Origin of the sequence: Nostoc sp. (assembly GCF_036917435.1) — a bacterium.
Lineage (GTDB): Bacteria > Cyanobacteriota > Cyanobacteriia > Cyanobacteriales > Nostocaceae > Nostoc.
Map to the genome: position 1 here is coordinate 22,224 of NZ_JBALDM010000012.1, position 15,914 is coordinate 38,137.

Sequence of the window (15,914 nt, forward strand, 5' to 3'; positions counted from 1 at the left end):
TTATGCTATGGAGTGCAGAACAGCGTCAAAGATTAGAAATTGAAAAAGGAATTTTGCAAAAGTATTTTCCTTCATTTAACTGGATTAATCCAACTGATGCCAATAGGACAACAGTTGAAGGAGAAGTAAAAACTAATGTAGGAAATCTTTACAAACTTCGAGTTTATGTTCCTTCTGATTTTCCTAACTCTCGACCAGATATGGTTATCTTATCTCCATATCCGTTAAAGGGGTATCGGGGAAAAGATATAAAAGAACATGGAATGAGTGCTAGTATGCACACCCTCGAACCGGCAGATTATGGTTATACCCAGATTTGTCACTATCGGGTTTGGTTGCCTAATATAACTTTATACAAGGTTGTCCTTAAAGGTCGTCTGTGGTTAGAAGCATTGGAAGCACACAAAAGAACAGGTCAACTAATGGATGCATTTTTATCAGAGATGAAAAAATAACGAAGATATTAAAATTATGAGCGAACAACAATCTCAACAAGTTCAAAATTACCTAAAAACAACAGTTCAGCAAGGAGAAACCCCTCAAGATCAAAAATTAGTTTTTGACCCTACAACAGGCGAGTTAGTTGTTCAAACAAAGAATGACAGACCACCTAGTCCTGATGCTGTAGTAGCAGATCAAATTGCTGAAGAAGGTTTTTTTTCAAAAACTTTTTTGTCTATATGCACAAAGACTAATACATTATGTAATCAACTAAAAGAGATATCAAGATTATGAGTGAAGAACCATTGCAAGACATTCAAGACTTCATAGAAGGTACTGTTGAATTAGTTAAAACTACCTTAGAAGTTGGAAATTTTATACAAGAAACTATTCAAGGAGTTCAAGATTTCTTCCAGGAAACTGTTCAACAAAGGCAAACTCCTACTGATCAAAACCTGATATTTGATCCTATAACAGGTGACTTAGGTGTTTACAGGAAAAATGGCAAATTACCTAGTCCTGATGCTGTAGTAGCAGATCAAATTGCTGAAGAAGGTTTTTTTTCAAAAACTTCTTTGGTATATATTCACGAAGACCAAGTTCAAACAATATATCACCAGTGGAAAACATCACAAATAGATAAAGTTTCTGCGGTAGCTTTTGGATTCGATGAAGGTGAAGTATTTCATGTTTATACCTGCCCGCCAAAAACTCATTTTGCTGGGCTTCCAGTGGCTTCATTTATCGAATTTCTACCCAAAATGGTAAATAATGAGGAAGTTTTTAATATTGTCAATCAAATTCTTAGTACAAGATTAGCCCAACAGTCCAATCTATCTTATTCTGTAATAGTCTTACTTGCTGTTGAAGAAGAAAAACTACAGCATCGTGTTTTTATTGCTCAAGAGGATGGTTCTTTCGTTGAAGGAATTGTTAAATTTATTCCTCAACAGTGTGAACTTTATTCACGAAGTCAAGGGTTGCTAGAAACTTCAATTCTTCAAGAGTCTAAAGTTGGTATCGTAGGCTTAGGAAGTGGTGGTTCTTCTATAGCAGTAGAATTAGCAAAAGCAGGAATTGGCAATTTTGTTTTGATTGATTTTGATCGCTTAGAGTTAGGAAATGTTTCTCGTCATATTTGTGGAACTGGTGATTTAGGACGTTATAAAACTAAAGCTGTCAGGGATTTATTATGGGGTAAAAATCCATACATCAACATAGAAACCGCTGAAATTGATATTAATACCAATCTTGAGGAAACTAAAATGCTCCTCAAGGATTGCAACCTAATTATTGCAGCTACCGACAATAATCGTAGTCGCTTTAATCTCAATAGTATTGCTTTTGAATATAAAATTCCTACTATTTTTGGGAGAGCTTTGACTCGTGCCTGTGGCGGAGATGTTTTAAGAGTTCGTTCTATGGAAGGACCTTGTTTAGCTTGCGTTTTTACCAAAGAGTTTTTAGAAGATCGTCAGGAGGAAGTTTCTCAGTTTGAACAAGCTAGAGCGAATAATCCTGCTTATGTTCCTGATGATGAAGTTAAAACAACTATCCAAGTGGGTTTATCTTCTGATATTTTGCCCATCTCAACTATGATTGTAAAACTAGCATTATTGGAACTTTCTCGTGGTAAAGAGAGTGGCATTAAGTCTTTAGAAGAAGATTTGATTGCGGATTTTTATATTTGGGCTAATCGCAGAGATAATACTTATGAGAACTGGCCTAAGATGGAATATGGCTCAAAAACACCTTCAATTTTACGGTGGTATGGAGCAAGATGGGAACGTAATTTATCTTGCGTAGTTTGTGGAGAGACTCAAGATGCTAAAAACGCTGATGATGGTTTTTTTGGGTAATATTTAAGATTTCTAGTCAAGACTTGGATCTGTCAACTGGGGTGTGAAGGCAACCTGGCATCACCGTGCCAATTTGGGAAAATTGTACGCTAAGGAATTGAGACTAACCTAACGCCGTGAAAATACGTTGTTTTCAGCAAAGGGCACATCTCTACTCTTCATTCAAGACAAGTTTAATGTCTTTTCAGTTGGTGCAGAGCACTAATACTACTCTGCACCAACAAAATAAGGGTAATCAGCCGCTCAATGCTGAAGGGTAAAGAATCAGCGGCTAAGATACTTGATAGGCAAGCTATTAAACTAAGCGAGACTCTCACAAGTCCCGCTCGTCTTCAAAACCGGACGTGATACTTTCGCATCATCCGGCTCCTCAATGACTTGGCTCTTGTTATGAGTACCTCTAACCACCTTGGGGCTGGGCTTGACGCTATTACAGTCAGATTCACCGTTTTTGTTTATTACGGCTTTGATGCCCTTACTGCCATTGCTGGCAGTTTTGGTGTCATGGCAATGTCTGTGTAGAAGTTGAATATTTTTGTAATCATCCTTACCACCTTGTGATTTAGGGATAATATGATCAACTTCTAGCACGTCGTCTTCACGAAAAAACAATCCGCAATGGTTACACTTTCCTTTTTGCTGTTTTAAGAGTTTTGAAGTCTTAATAGGCATTTCTGGATTATTCCCCTTTCTTGTAGCCCAATAAATCAGATTTCCATCGAAGGGCGATGATTCACCTTTGACCTTCGTGTGACGTACTATTGGTGTTTTCTTATGCTCTAAAAGCTCTAAAGAGGGTTTTCCCTCTGTCGCAAAAGCCCAATTTCTGTTCCTTATTTCCTGCCAGTATTTACTGGTTATCCATACCCCTGATTTATTGGGATGTCGTCTCTTTGACCAAGCTCTTAACTTCAGGTACATAAGATTATCTAAGTCAGTGTAAGCCTCCTTACTTACTACAGTTGAATAGTAATTCGCCCACCCCCGTATAATTGGGTTTAAGTGACTAATCAGTGCCGATTGCGGTGCTGACTTATGAGCTTCTATTACTTCTGAAATCCGTTTATAGTGTACCTTCTGTTTTGCTTTACTTGGGGTGATGATTGTTTTAAACAAGAGTGAGTCACCATTTGTTGATTTCCCTGACTTGTATTTGCCAGCCGGAAATTGTCTAATGTTGAAACCAAGAAAATTAAATCCTGGTTCTTCTGACCCATATTTATTTAAGGTATGGGTAAGTCTCGTTTTACTCGGTTTTAATTCAAGTCCCATGTCCTTTAACCATTCCGAGATTATTTCCTGACATCTCTGCACTACTAATATGTTTTCATGAATAACTACAAAGTCATCGGCATAACGAATTAAGCTTAAACTTTTGCGGTTATTCTGTTTATGACCTTTCAGGGTTTCAGCGTATTGCTTAACCCTTTCTTCCATTCCATGCAGTGCTATATTTGCCAATAACGGAGAAATAACTCCACCTTGGGGCGTTCCTTCCGGTGTTGGAAACAACTGAAGATCCTCCATAAATCCCGCTTTTAGCCATACCTTTATTTGACGGCGTAGGGTGGGGAAAGTATTTAATTTTCTTAACAGCGTTTCATGGTTGATTTTGTCAAAACATTTGGCAATGTCTGCATCAAGTACAAATTTTGCTTTCTGCTTAATTGCTTTAAATATTGCATCAACAGCATCATGACATGAGCGCCCTGGTCTAAATCCGTAACTGTTAGGCTCAAACTTCGCTTCCCATTCTGGTTCTAACGCCAGTTTGACTAGCGTTTGCAAAATCCTATCGTCAATTGTGGGTATTCCGAGGGGACGTTTTTCATTGCTCCCTGGCTTTGGTATCCACAACCTCCTAGTGGGTTTTACTTTCTCGTTAAATCTCAAAATTTTGACCAATTTAAGTCTTTGGTTAGGTGTTAAGGATTTGACCCCATCTATACCCGCCGTATTCTTTCCTTGATTATCTTGAGTTACCCTTCTAACTGCTAACATTTTTCCAGACCAGGACTTCATCAACATTTTTTGAAGTCGGCGAACTGCTTTTACATCACCACGATTTGAGGCTTTGTAGATTCTCTTTTGCAACTTAAAAACCACCCGTTCCAGCTTTCGCCAATTCGTTTGATTCCACTCCACCGTAGTCTTTAAACTCGTATTGGTCATTTATTGCTACTTGTAACTCCACATTCCAAATCATCGTGAGTACGTTTGCATATCCTGTACATTACACACAGGCATTAGCTTCTTACTCAATCTCACTCACTCGCTGCATACGGTTAGCACCTACTTAGCAATCGACTTACTAAGAGCTAACGAGGGGTTACTTCGTTCCGAATGACCATACTATGTACCTTTAAAGTGATGCTCTTCACCGGGTTTGTAGGAAGTGCTTATTGGTCAACTAAAAAATTGCCAATTCCTTATCCTTCACCTTTTTGGTTCCAGCGTGAACCGATATTTTTTTATCGGAAGCCTTATTTCGCTGGGTGCTAATCACGATGATTCAAACACACCTTCAATCCTGAGATTTACTTATGGGTACTTTGCTCAATGGACACCAACATAGGCTTGTCAGTGAAGCCATTTTTTACCCCCGCTTTACGGATTGGTAGGCTATCCTCTACCGTAGGGGACGCAGTTGTTAACCGTGTTTTGTATGCTTTCACTCCTGCACCTGGAGGGAGGGGTTCTCACCCTCATGGTCATTCAGTTGTCAAGGTTCTGTTATCATTACCTAGCAGCTAATCCTCTGAAACCTTTACAGGCTCTAGTTTCTAGCTAACGAATCGCACTTTCAGCCTTAGCGTACAATTTTCCCGTTTTGGAACGGTGATGCCTTTCTTAGGAGCTATATTAACCGCAAATCGCCTCACCAAAGACTTGTGTGTACACCGTAGCCTTAGTAAGGAGAGGGATTGAAGGTGAGGTTTGATCTTATATTTAATTACGCCTACCTACTTATAATTGCTAAGTCCCCTTTTAAGGGGGACTTTAAATTATCTAAATGAAATTAGTCAATGAGTTGTGGAGTAGCAATTTGCGTATCGATATCCGCTTGGGAGAAAGTGGGGAGCAACCAGCTACTTTCACCCGCCTTGAATACTTTTGCAGGTTCAATATTCAATTCAATTGCGCCAGTAACTGGATTACTTCTAGCAATAGACTGTGTACCATCAACAAACTTGACGGCGATTGGTTCAGTCAGTTCTTGTGGTTCAGCATTCGGGCTTAGAACCACTTGAGAACCTGCGGGTAAGTAAATGCCATCGCAATCCCAATCATCATCAGTGATTGTTCCTGCACCCAGGAAGTAGAGTTGAGTTGGAGATTTTTTTGGTTTATTGGCATAGACAGCTAAAGTCTTTCCGGTTTCATTGCGACACTGTGCCCGCTTGCTAGCTGTTTCTATGATATTTTTCTGAGACTGCAATTGTGTTAGTCGCTGCTGGAATTGCTCAGGTGTATAGTCAGCTTGCTCTGGTGTATCTTTTACAGTTAGAAGCTGATTGAGCGCCTGAGTTACCTCAGCATAGTCAGCCCCTTTGGTAAAATCTTTGCCAGCCCAAGAGGGTTGAGCAATTACCAAGTTCACCATCAGCACCAGGGTTACAAGAACAATTTTGAGAAACTGCATATTTTTCTCCTTTTTGTAAAATCAGTGTTCAGCGCCACTGAAACTTTACCAGATTTCTTTCAAAACCTTCAAAATTGTAACTGGATCGGCGATCGCCATCGCACAAACTAATAGCTGTAAAATTAATACTCCTACAAGCTTTCCCTAATATCTAAATATCGTCAAACCCTTAATTGAGTTACCGCGATATTGCCAGAAAAACATACATCGACATCGCTACCAAGAGTGCGATCGCGTTTGCTATATTCGCCTACATAATAAAAATTATCGCCTTCAACTCGATAGTTCACCGGTAAAGGTTTGGTACAGGCTTGGCAAAATACCATTTCCGGTTTTGGTTCTCCTGGTTGCAGATGCGGTAGGTTCACATTCCAAAAGCTTCCCGGTTCTAGGGGACGGTTCAGTAAGTCGGCTAAAACTTCAACTGTTAATTTGGCGGCTAGATCCCAATCAAAATTTTGCTTGGCTTTGCGATAGTGAGAAATGGCAATTCCAGGAATACCGTGCATTGCGGCTTCTCGCACAGCCGCAACTGTACCAGAAATGTAGGCATCGACTCCCAAGTTTCCCCCGGCATTAATACCTGAAAGCACAAATTTGACATCTGCGTTAATTTGTGATATTGCAATTCTTATACAATCGGCGGGAGTGCCTGCGATCGCATATTCAGTCTCAGAACGTCGCTGGAGGTTGATGGCGCGAGTGGTAGTAACTTGATGTCCACAGCCAGACTGATGCTCGGCAGGAGCAGCAATAATAAAATTTTTGCCGTTTACAGCTTTGATTAGAGCTTTTATACCAGGGGCATCAATGCCATCATCGTTAGTTAGAATTATAGTCATGTATATATATTGATATATCTTTAGCTATTTAGCTAAAATATCAGAAAATGCAGATATCACCAATTCATGGGTACAGCATGAAAAGCGACTTGCAGAGATGAAAACTTATGCTAGATTCTGCAAAAAACATTGATTATACGATATCATTTCTAGATAGTTTGCAAATTCCGCCCTAAGTATTTGGGTTAATTCCTAAAATGGGCGCTATTTCTTGTCAATTTAATGCTTGCAACCGCTCTCAGAACAAGTTTGTGCAATCAAAAAATCCCGTAAAATGTATACCTGCTGACAGGAGCAGAAATTTTATACTGGAAAAAAACCGGGAATGAGGTGATTTTTGCAGTGGTTCTGTAGTATTTTTGGTGCAAGTCTGTCTTAAGGATCACACGATGAAACAACTCCTCAAACAAGTATTTAGCAGTCAAAAACACCTCATCCGGCTGATTTTACCATTGGTGACGGTTATATTAGCAGCAACGCTTTTTGCCGCACCTGCTTTAGCCACAGGTGTGTATCAAATACCCAATCTCACAGCAGGAAATAACACCTGGGTTTTGGATCAAGGTGAAGTCATCAGCCGTCTGAATGAAGGTAAGATTAGCAGCGCTTTCGAGGATTTGGCCAAGCAAACAGATAAGGAAGTTAGAATTGTGACTGTTCGCCGTCTCGATTACGGTGAAACACCAGAAAGCTTCACTAAAGAGTTGTTTGAAAAATGGTTTCCCACAAAAGAAGCCCAAGCTAATCAAACCTTATTAGTTATTGATACAGTTACCAATGGTACTGCCATTCTTAGTGGAGATAAAGTCAAACCTTTACTTACTGACTCTATTGCCGAGAGTGTAGCCACAGAAACAGTAAGTGTACCGTTACGGAATGGTAATAAATACAACCAGGCATTCCTTGATGCGAGCGATCGCCTTGTTGCCGTCCTTTCTGGAAAAGCCGATCCGGGGCCACCCAAAATCATTGACAATGTGCAGGTGGAAGGAACCTACAAGAAAGCAGAAGAAACTAACCAAGGTAACGCTACTGCTTGGGTTGTAGGATTGTTAATTGCCGCCACCGTTATCCCAATGGCGACTTACTACATCTATCAGATAAATCAACCATCATCTGATGGGTAATGGAAAAGTTAGGAGTTTCTAACTATTAACTCCTAACTTTAATCTTGAACATACTCTTGTCCTGTTATTAAAGCCACCTCAGCCCGGACAAATTCTCTACCTAAATAAGCTGCATGATCTAACTGGGTAACAGGAGAGGGCTGAATTTCTTCAAAAATTTTCACGCAAAGTTCTTTCGCCGTTCTTGCGCTAAAAACCGTTGTGTAAGTTCGTTCTACCTTTTCTCGCGCCGGAATTACCTTTCCTGTTTCGGGATCGATAGCTAAACCGCGATCGTCAATCACATTTGTAAAATGCTTGGCATAAATTAACCGTGCATCTTTATCCAAGTAAATAATGAAATATCCACCTGGATCGAGGTCAATATGACGGTGGGAAAGTTTATCATCAATTGCGGCTAAATTTTCAACTATTAAATCCATAAGCATTATAAAAAGAAAATTTCTCTCTTTAAGGTTTTTGCACTCTAGATCAAGTGTAATTCCTATCTTACTTAGGATTATTTATATCTTTAAGATATTTGTAATTTCTTTTACTGAAAAATTAATCCTCTGATCGGTATAAATTATACATCTCTTCAAAAAAGCAATCCTATTTAGTTTGTGAGAATTGCAACCCGCAGATTCCCGACTTCTCAAAGAAGTCGGGAATCTTATTGCTCACCAATGCGCGATCGCTTCACCTACACCCTAGATTCTGATTTAATATTTTTGCGTTCTACATAATAGGAACCCAAAACCAATGCATCCATGTGAGTTCTCAAGAAGCACTGAATAGCTTCTGTAGGTGTGCGAACAATCGGTTCATTTTCGTTGAGAGACGTATTTAAAACGATGGGAATACCAGTCCGTTGAGCAAAGGTATTAATCAAATCCCAATAAAGAGGATTAGTTTGGCGACTGACACTTTGTAAGCGCCCAGTACCATCAACATGGGTGACAGCCGGAATTTGCTCTCTTTTTTCAGGGCGAATTTTGAAAACTTTTTCCATAAATGGCGCTGGTTCATCAACCTCAAAGAATTCGCCTACCCGTTCTTCCAAAATACTGGGAGCAAAGGGACGGAACTTTTCCCGGAATTTGATTTTCAGGTTGATAATATCCCGCATATCAGCACGGCGCGGATCGGCGATGAGGGATCTATTACCCAAAGCCCTTGCCGCAAACTCCATTCTCCCTTGGAACCAACCGACTACTTTACCTTCACAAAGTGCGTCAACAACGTGGTGTAGCAGTGCTTCTCGCTCTCGGATTTGAGGTTGCAAATCGTGCGCTTGCAATGCTAGTAAGCATTCTTCATCAGTAAACTCTGAACCCCAATAAGCATGATCTAAAACAAAGTTACGTGGTTGCTTGAGTAGATGATTCCAGATAAAGAAGGCTGCGCCAATTGATGTACCATTGTCGGCAGCACCCACTGGAATATAAATATTCTTGAAGGGAGTATTTTGAGTAATCTTGCCATTAGCAACAGAATTCATTGCCACGCCGCCTGCTAAACAGAGATTCTCACTCTTGTAGCGATCGCTCAATCGATTAATTAAATGAAAAATGATTTCTTCCGTCACCGCTTGCACAGAAGCAGCAATGTTTTGATGCTTTTGGGTAACTTCTGATTTGGAATCTCGCGCTGGCCCCAATAATTTTTCTAGTTCTGGGCTGTGGAAAGGTTCAACAATGGGCGCTCCATCTTCCCACTTCATGGCAATACCTTGCTCATGGTGATTGAAGTAATCTAAATTCAACTCAAAACTATCACCTTTAGGATAAATAATTCGCCGAAATGCTTCTAAATATTCTGGTTCTCCATAAGGTGCTAATCCCATCACCTTATATTCATCTCCATAAGCGGGAAAGCCTAAATAAAGGGTGATGGCGTTGTAAAGATAACCAATAGAGTGAGGATAGTGAGTGCGATCGAAGTACTCTAAACGATTCCCTTCACCAGCAGCTGCTAAGGTACTCACAAAGTCTCCCATACCATCAATAGATAAGATGGCTGCTTTTTCAAAGGGTGAAATGAAAAAGGCACTGGCTAAGTGAGTTGTGTGGTGTTCGAGGTTATGGATTGTAGCCCGAATCTCGTCAGGTGTAGAATAACAAGCTTCTGCCAACTGTTGCTTAAGACTTGTAGATTTACTTTGTTTGCTAAACCGATCTAAAAGTGATGATAAGGAAGGACGTTGTTGGAGAGTAAAAAGGAGTTTACGATTTACATTAGCTTTGGGATTAAAAGATACCGCCACATGATCTAAATCTCCTGCACTAATACCACCAACTTTCAGGCAATAGCGAATAGATTCTGCGGGAAATCCAGCCCAATGTTTGACTCTATTAAACCGTTCTTCTTCAACAGCAGCAATCAGTTGGCCATCTTGGACAAGAGAAGCTGAAGCATCACCGTGGTAAGCGTTAATTCCGAGGATATTCATTATGATTAAAATTGATAAAGTGAAGGAGGCAGGAGGTTGCTCTTGCAGTGTGGGCTTCTCTTTCAGAGACGCTGCGCGAACAGACACTGATTGCAGGACACAAAATCAGAGATTTGCGGTGGGGCTTAAACCGTAAGCTCCACGAGAGATTGCGGCAGGAGGCAGAGGGCATTATTTATCTAAAATTGACATTTATTTCTGCTTCCTTCTGCCTTCTGATACTAGGAATTTAGCAGTTATAAATCATTTAATTGCTTCAATACCAATAGCATATCCATATTTATCTTTCGTTTCGACCATGCTAAATCGTGAATCTGACCAGTCATCATATTGACACATCCTTACACTCTTAAAGCCATGTTTGGTAAGAGTATTTAAAAGTGATGCTTCATCCCACATCCATTGATGCTTAGAGTTAGATAATGCTTCACGTAATCTGTGGTATAAACTTTTTCGACTGCCTATACTACCAAGCAACGAACCCGCCATAAATTCTTCAGAAGCTTTAATAGATAATGCCGGATCTGAATAATGTTTAATGTAGGTGTCTACATATTGTTTTAAATCAGGAACAATAAAACGAAAAGTACCTCCAGGTTCAAGATATGAATAAATATTAGTCAGAGCAATATGGAAATCTGTTAGAGTTAAATGCTCAAGGACATGGGCGGCAAAAATAAGTTGACATCTATTTTCTTTGTTTCTGATTCCTTTGACAACATCGCCATACTGAACTGTTTTAGACCAGTTCGGCCCATGAGATAGGGATAGCAGAAAGCGACCAACAATATAAATTTTAGATATTCTTAGACTGGGAGAAGCATCAATATTCTCCCAGCCACTAGCTGCATGTAATCCGCAACCAATATGCAAACAGACACCATTTTGACTTACATTACTACTGTAGCTCATATATTTTGGATAAACTAAAAAGTTAGATTTCATGGTTAAATTGAACTTAAATATTGAGATTAACTCTTAATTTCATATAGCAATCCTAAGTGAATCATATTTGATTTTTGAATAAAATTAGGTAATTTAGGGTGTGTTAGGGCTTCCGTAACGCAGTATTCATAGGGATTTGGTGCGTTACTACGTGTATTTCAAAAATCAAATACTAGTTCTATATATTAATTTACTGCTAGCAATAGATATGCATATCTTCAGTTAAAAATTAAACTAGATTCAAGTTTAAGTGTTTTCTCATGAATGATTGCGGATTGCTATATATCCAATTTATTTAATTTTTTATACTCTAATAGACGAATTGCTAACATAATTTCTGCTAGGACACGCTGAAATGCATAGTACCAACCATGCCAACCGTCAAGAATACCACCTTTGACGATCAGGCAGTAGATTAAGATGATGAAGGGAGCCAGGATTATTTGTTTACGGATGCGATCGCTAAAACTAAGTTCGCTTTTTGGAGTCTCTAGTAGTTTTTTAGCTTCAATCAACATATAGCGATCCTGTGCCCACAACCAACGGCTCAAGGGTTTGCGATCGTCGTGATGAATATAGGCAGAAAGCATTCTGGAATTGCCGTCAACCCAAACCCGATGGGCATGTCCATCATCTTTATAAATCGCTTTTTCTCTTCTATAGAGTACATTTCGGGGCGGAAGTAGAGTTCCACGTAGGGGCTTACCAAAGATACAATACTTGAATCTGAAGCTGTAGCTATGTACATCAGGCTCTATTGGTAATGCAATAATTTCATTAATTAGCTCATCGGTTAAGACATAATCAGCATCTAGAGAAAGCACCCATTCAGATGTGATTTTTTCTAAGCCGTAGTTACATTGGGCAGCAAAGGAATCAAATCGTCTTTGGAAGATTTGCACTTGCGGATAGGAGTCTAAAATCTCTAAAGTTTCATCTGTACTGAAACTGTCAATTACAACGATTGATTTTGCCCAGGTGAGACTCTGGAGGTTGCGACGAATATTTGGGGCTTCGTTATAAGTGAGAATCAACGGAGTTATTTCTGACGATAGCATAAATATTTTTTAAAGGTTTTATTAAAAACTTAGATTAAGTCAAAAATAATGATATTTAACTAGCATTTTAAATTTTTTATCACTCAATATTGATTACTGACTTAATCTTTCTCCATATAATTTATGAAGATTATCTAAGCTAGCTGTTAATAGGAAAAAATTGTATGATAGATTCGTAAATTTGCTCCATTTTTACAGCTACTTGATCCCAGGTGTAATTCTCCGAAATAATTTTACGAGCGCGATCGCCCATATCTTTAGCTTCAGGAGTATGAGTGAGATATTGTTCAATAGCTTTAGCGATCGCCTGCACATCTAATTCGGGAACGTAACCAAGTTTGTTTTGTTGTACAACAGTAGCTAAAGCAACTCCAGGGGTAACAATAACGGGAATACCCATAGCTAAAGCTTCTAAGACGGCTACTCCGAAGTTTTCCGAGTAAGAGGTGAGGGCAAATAAATCAGACCCTTGCATAAATAAGTTTTTTGTCTCTCCAGTTACAAATCCAGTTAAGCAAGTGCGATCGCTAATGCGATTTGAGATTAGAAGAGACTCAATTTCCGCTTCGTACTCCTTGGAACCATTGCCTGCAATAACGAAGGTGAAACGGTAATTAGTAAGTTTGCCCAAGGCGGGGATGAGATAATCTAGTCCTTTTTTGGGGTGCAAGCGTGACAAAAATAAAATTATTGGTTCATCTGCTGGGACTTTCAAGTGTTCTCGAAATAGAGAACGGGCATTAGAGATAGTAGAAGGAATAGAGAGTCCGTGCGGTAGAACAAAACTAGGTGATCTGAGAGCTAAACGAGAAACTTCTTGCTGTTCTTGTTCAGAGGTAAGGTGAAGCGCTTGAGAGTGGTTGATGTTAGCCCGTTCGATCAAGTTGAGATAAATCTGTTTTTTGCAGGCACTTTGCTGAAGTGACCATTCACAGAGTTGTCCTAGTGGGCGAACAATGTAAGGAATGCCTTGAATACGGGCGATCGCCATTGCCACCGTAGAAGCATAGGAGAAAATAGCATGGATGTGTAATAAATCATACCTAGCAGCATTTTGCCACAACCATGTAGTTAACTGACTAGAAAAGGCAAATTCTCTTATGAAGTTAACTTTAGGAGAAAAGCGTGAAAAAAACCGAACTGGTACTTGCTTATAATCTATAGGCTTGCCAAGAGGTACGTCGAATAAATCATTGCCATTATCATTAGTAGTGACGATTTCAGTATCAATACCTAAATTTCGTAGTGCTTTAACTGTCTCCACCACTGCTTGACTAGGCCCACCTCGCACTGATGCTACGGAAGGAATAATATGCAGGATTTTCATGTCATGTTTATCCAAAACTTTAACGTTTTGAACTAGTACAGGAGGGAAAAATAACTAGACAGTTCTAAGTTAACAAAAAATTTACCTCTCAGTACCTAATATCTCAAATCAACACTAAATAAAGATAAAAAGTTTAAATATGGTTCATTAAAATTTATTTCAACATCAAAGTCAGCCAATAGCTACCAAATTTGTAATCTTCTTCTCCATTACTAGAATATTGTAGAGAGGATTATATTTATCCAGAAATTTCATTCCACCAATGCTGGAAAATCGCTAAACTCCAATTACGATACCATAATATTAGGTTAATATCTGTACCTAGTTCATGGTTTGGAAAATAATCGCTCCAATCTTTCTCTATCCATTCTTGAAAGGGAAAAAAGAATCCTCGTTTGGGACGATTAACTACCCAACTTGGTAATTCAGAAACTGCCTGAATTAATAACTGTTTACCGGGTGCGAGACGCATTTTGCTGGGAATAGAGGAGATAGTTTCTAATAAAGCGCGATCCACTAAGGGAACTCGCAATTCTAACCCCCATGCCATACTCATAACATCGCCGTCCCGTAATAACTGATTACGCATATAACAACTTAGTTCTAGTCGGCTCACTTCGTCTTCTAAAGAAGGAAGATTTGTTGATATACTTGTATTTTGAAAAACACCTCTCTCCCATGAATTTGGGAGTTGAACCGAAGAATCTTTGAAGTAGTGCTGAGTAATTTTCCAGGCTTCTCTTTGGGAGAAAATTCCCCTGAAACTGCGATAAGCTGCTGCGGTTGTTGGCTTTTGCTGTAAAAAGTCTCCTAAGCGCTGGGTTCGTGGTGATTTACCCCAAGATGCTAATCCCTTACCGATGCTAGTGCTGATGGGTTGAATTTTCTGGAGTTGCTGACCCAATCGCACCATCTTTGGCACTTGTTGAAATGTTTTATAACCACCGAATAACTCATCTCCCCCTAATCCAGATAAAACTACTTTAGTTCCATCTTTGTGAGCAATTTGGGACACACAAAAAGTATTGAAGCCGTCAATACTGGGTTGATCGATACTTCCTAAAAACTTTGGTAATAGTTCTTTTCCTAACGATGCTGTAACTTTATATTCTGTATGATCTGTGTCAAATTCTTTAGCAATTTTTTGGGCAAGTTCTCCTTCATTCCACTCATCTTCTTCAAAAGCAATTGAGTAGGTGCGTAAACTACCTTTCTGAGTTTGACGTGCTAAGGCAACAATTGAGGTTGAGTCAATCCCACCACTAAGAAAAATCCCTACTGGTACGTCGCTGATAAAGTGATGTTCGATAGAATCAATCAGAGCATTGCGAACTTTCTCCTTGGCTTCTGTTAGAGAAATTGCTTCAGAAGTAAAGTTAATTTGCCAATATTGTTGTTTTCTCAGATTGCCTGCTTGCCAGCGTAACCAATGACCAGCTTCTAAACAGTGAATCCCTGCAATTAGGGTGTGAGGTTCTGGTACTGATCCACTGACAAGATAGCCATATAAACCTTCTGGACTTAAGGCAATGCTAGGTAATTTTGTTGCTAGAATTGCTCTAAGTTCTGAGGCGAATATTAAAGTTGAGCCAGATTGCCAATAGTATAAAGGTTTAATTCCTAAAGCATCGCGGGCAATAAAGCAGGTTTGTTCTTGGTTATCCCAAATAGCAAAGGCAAACATTCCCCGCAAATTATTGACACATTCTGCTCCTTGCTGCTGATAAAGTTTAAGAATAACTTCAGTATCTGTTTGTGAATAAAACTTCTCGCCTTTTGCTTCTAGAGTCTGTCGTAATTCCAAAAAATTGTAAATTTCCCCATTAAAGGTAATCCAATAGCGTCCATCAGGTGTAGACATCGGCTGATGTCCTGCGGCACTGAGGTCAAGAATAGAAAGGCGAGTATGAGCAAAAGCAACTTCTCTATCTGGAGAAATATAAATTCCTTGATCGTCAGGGCCACGATGCTGTAGAGCAGTTTGCATTCTCAGCATCAAAGTTTCTAGGCTATTTTTTATTTCAGTTTTAGTTAAAATTCCGGCAATACCACACATAAAAGATAATTTAATTACTAAGCGTTTTTAAGAGATTCAAGAACTTTTCAACAACAATCCCGATCAATTTTCGCAAATAGCTAAATTGCTATAGTAAATTTTACAGGACTTACGCAAAAAATAGTCCAAACGTAGATTCTCCGGTAGAGGTAATTCATGAATTACCCCTACCACGTGTAGTTCTG

Annotated in this window: 13 protein-coding genes; 4 read left to right on the forward strand and 9 right to left on the reverse strand. The window is 39.3% G+C overall.

Annotated elements, in window-relative coordinates:
* Positions 1–2: 2 nt before the first annotated feature.
* The 3 genes from V7K98_RS04750 to V7K98_RS04760 are packed head-to-tail and all read left to right on the forward strand — an operon-like array spanning position 3 to position 2,300.
* Complete coding sequence (locus tag V7K98_RS04750) at positions 3–455, forward strand: hypothetical protein (RefSeq protein WP_335019675.1); 453 nt, start codon at positions 3–5, stop codon at positions 453–455.
* A gap of 16 nt (positions 456–471) precedes the next feature.
* Positions 472–735 (forward strand): hypothetical protein, encoded by a 264-nt coding sequence (locus tag V7K98_RS04755; protein ID WP_335019676.1) that lies wholly within the window; start codon positions 472–474, stop codon positions 733–735.
* On the forward strand, positions 732–2,300 hold the full coding sequence (locus V7K98_RS04760) for a HesA/MoeB/ThiF family protein (RefSeq protein ID WP_335019677.1): 1,569 nt from the start codon (positions 732–734) through the stop codon (positions 2,298–2,300). Before V7K98_RS04755 ends, V7K98_RS04760 begins: the two co-directional genes overlap by 4 nt.
* 300 nt (positions 2,301–2,600) lie before the next feature.
* On the opposite strand, the gene ltrA is transcribed toward V7K98_RS04760, so the two are convergent.
* From ltrA to surE, 3 genes are all read right to left on the reverse strand, one after another.
* Positions 2,601–4,472 carry a group II intron reverse transcriptase/maturase gene (gene ltrA, locus V7K98_RS04765; RefSeq protein WP_335019678.1) on the reverse strand — a complete coding sequence of 624 codons (1,872 nt, stop codon included), beginning with the start codon at positions 4,470–4,472 and terminating at the stop codon, positions 2,601–2,603.
* 847 nt (positions 4,473–5,319) lie between these two features.
* Entirely contained in the window at positions 5,320–5,943 is a 624-nt protein-coding gene (locus V7K98_RS04770; protein WP_335019679.1) for a hypothetical protein, read from the reverse strand.
* Between the two features lie 161 nt (positions 5,944–6,104).
* The gene (gene surE / locus V7K98_RS04775) at positions 6,105–6,785 is read right to left on the reverse strand and encodes a 5'/3'-nucleotidase SurE (protein WP_335019680.1); all 681 of its coding nucleotides are present in this window, start codon (positions 6,783–6,785) and stop codon (positions 6,105–6,107) included.
* 389 nt (positions 6,786–7,174) lie between these two features.
* On the opposite strand from surE, the gene psb32 reads away from it, so the two are divergent.
* Entirely contained in the window at positions 7,175–7,912 is a 738-nt protein-coding gene (gene psb32 / locus V7K98_RS04780) for a photosystem II repair protein Psb32 (RefSeq protein WP_335019681.1), read from the forward strand.
* A gap of 38 nt (positions 7,913–7,950) precedes the next feature.
* Here psb32 and V7K98_RS04785 read toward each other — a convergent pair whose 3' ends face one another.
* The 6 genes from V7K98_RS04785 to asnB all read right to left on the reverse strand — a co-directional run bounded on the left by V7K98_RS04785 (position 7,951) and on the right by asnB (position 15,729).
* The gene (locus tag V7K98_RS04785) at positions 7,951–8,334 is read right to left on the reverse strand and encodes a DUF4346 domain-containing protein (RefSeq protein WP_335019682.1); all 384 of its coding nucleotides are present in this window, start codon (positions 8,332–8,334) and stop codon (positions 7,951–7,953) included.
* Between the two features lie 260 nt (positions 8,335–8,594).
* The gene (locus V7K98_RS04790; protein WP_335019683.1) at positions 8,595–10,343 is read right to left on the reverse strand and encodes a carbamoyltransferase family protein; all 1,749 of its coding nucleotides are present in this window, start codon (positions 10,341–10,343) and stop codon (positions 8,595–8,597) included.
* Between the two features lie 243 nt (positions 10,344–10,586).
* Positions 10,587–11,288: a class I SAM-dependent methyltransferase gene (locus V7K98_RS04795; RefSeq protein ID WP_335019684.1), complete on the reverse strand. Its 702-nt coding sequence runs from the start codon at positions 11,286–11,288 to the stop codon at positions 10,587–10,589.
* 278 nt (positions 11,289–11,566) lie between these two features.
* Positions 11,567–12,346, reverse strand: coding sequence for a glycosyltransferase family 2 protein (locus V7K98_RS04800; RefSeq protein WP_335019685.1), 780 nt, complete (start codon positions 12,344–12,346; stop codon positions 11,567–11,569).
* Between the two features lie 139 nt (positions 12,347–12,485).
* A complete protein-coding gene (locus V7K98_RS04805; protein WP_335019686.1) occupies positions 12,486–13,673 on the reverse strand; it encodes a glycosyltransferase in 1,188 nt (395 codons plus the stop codon).
* A 238-nt stretch (positions 13,674–13,911) separates the two neighbouring features.
* The gene (gene asnB / locus V7K98_RS04810) at positions 13,912–15,729 is read right to left on the reverse strand and encodes an asparagine synthase (glutamine-hydrolyzing) (RefSeq protein WP_335019687.1); all 1,818 of its coding nucleotides are present in this window, start codon (positions 15,727–15,729) and stop codon (positions 13,912–13,914) included.
* Positions 15,730–15,914 lie beyond the last annotated feature (185 nt).

Coding starts and splice junctions, on each gene's coding strand:
- V7K98_RS04790 (WP_335019683.1), bottom strand. CDS start 10,343: ATGAATATCCTCGGAATTAACGCTTACCACGGTGATGCTTCAGCTTCT.
- V7K98_RS04750 (WP_335019675.1), top strand. CDS start 3: ATGCTATGGAGTGCAGAACAGCGTCAAAGATTAGAAATTGAAAAAGGA.
- V7K98_RS04795 (WP_335019684.1), bottom strand. CDS start 11,288: ATGAAATCTAACTTTTTAGTTTATCCAAAATATATGAGCTACAGTAGT.
- V7K98_RS04770 (WP_335019679.1), bottom strand. CDS start 5,943: ATGCAGTTTCTCAAAATTGTTCTTGTAACCCTGGTGCTGATGGTGAAC.
- V7K98_RS04805 (WP_335019686.1), bottom strand. CDS start 13,673: ATGAAAATCCTGCATATTATTCCTTCCGTAGCATCAGTGCGAGGTGGG.
- V7K98_RS04800 (WP_335019685.1), bottom strand. CDS start 12,346: ATGCTATCGTCAGAAATAACTCCGTTGATTCTCACTTATAACGAAGCC.
- ltrA (WP_335019678.1), bottom strand. CDS start 4,472: ATGACCAATACGAGTTTAAAGACTACGGTGGAGTGGAATCAAACGAAT.
- asnB (WP_335019687.1), bottom strand. CDS start 15,729: ATGTGTGGTATTGCCGGAATTTTAACTAAAACTGAAATAAAAAATAGC.
- V7K98_RS04785 (WP_335019682.1), bottom strand. CDS start 8,334: ATGGATTTAATAGTTGAAAATTTAGCCGCAATTGATGATAAACTTTCC.
- psb32 (WP_335019681.1), top strand. CDS start 7,175: ATGAAACAACTCCTCAAACAAGTATTTAGCAGTCAAAAACACCTCATC.
- surE (WP_335019680.1), bottom strand. CDS start 6,785: ATGACTATAATTCTAACTAACGATGATGGCATTGATGCCCCTGGTATA.
- V7K98_RS04755 (WP_335019676.1), top strand. CDS start 472: ATGAGCGAACAACAATCTCAACAAGTTCAAAATTACCTAAAAACAACA.
- V7K98_RS04760 (WP_335019677.1), top strand. CDS start 732: ATGAGTGAAGAACCATTGCAAGACATTCAAGACTTCATAGAAGGTACT.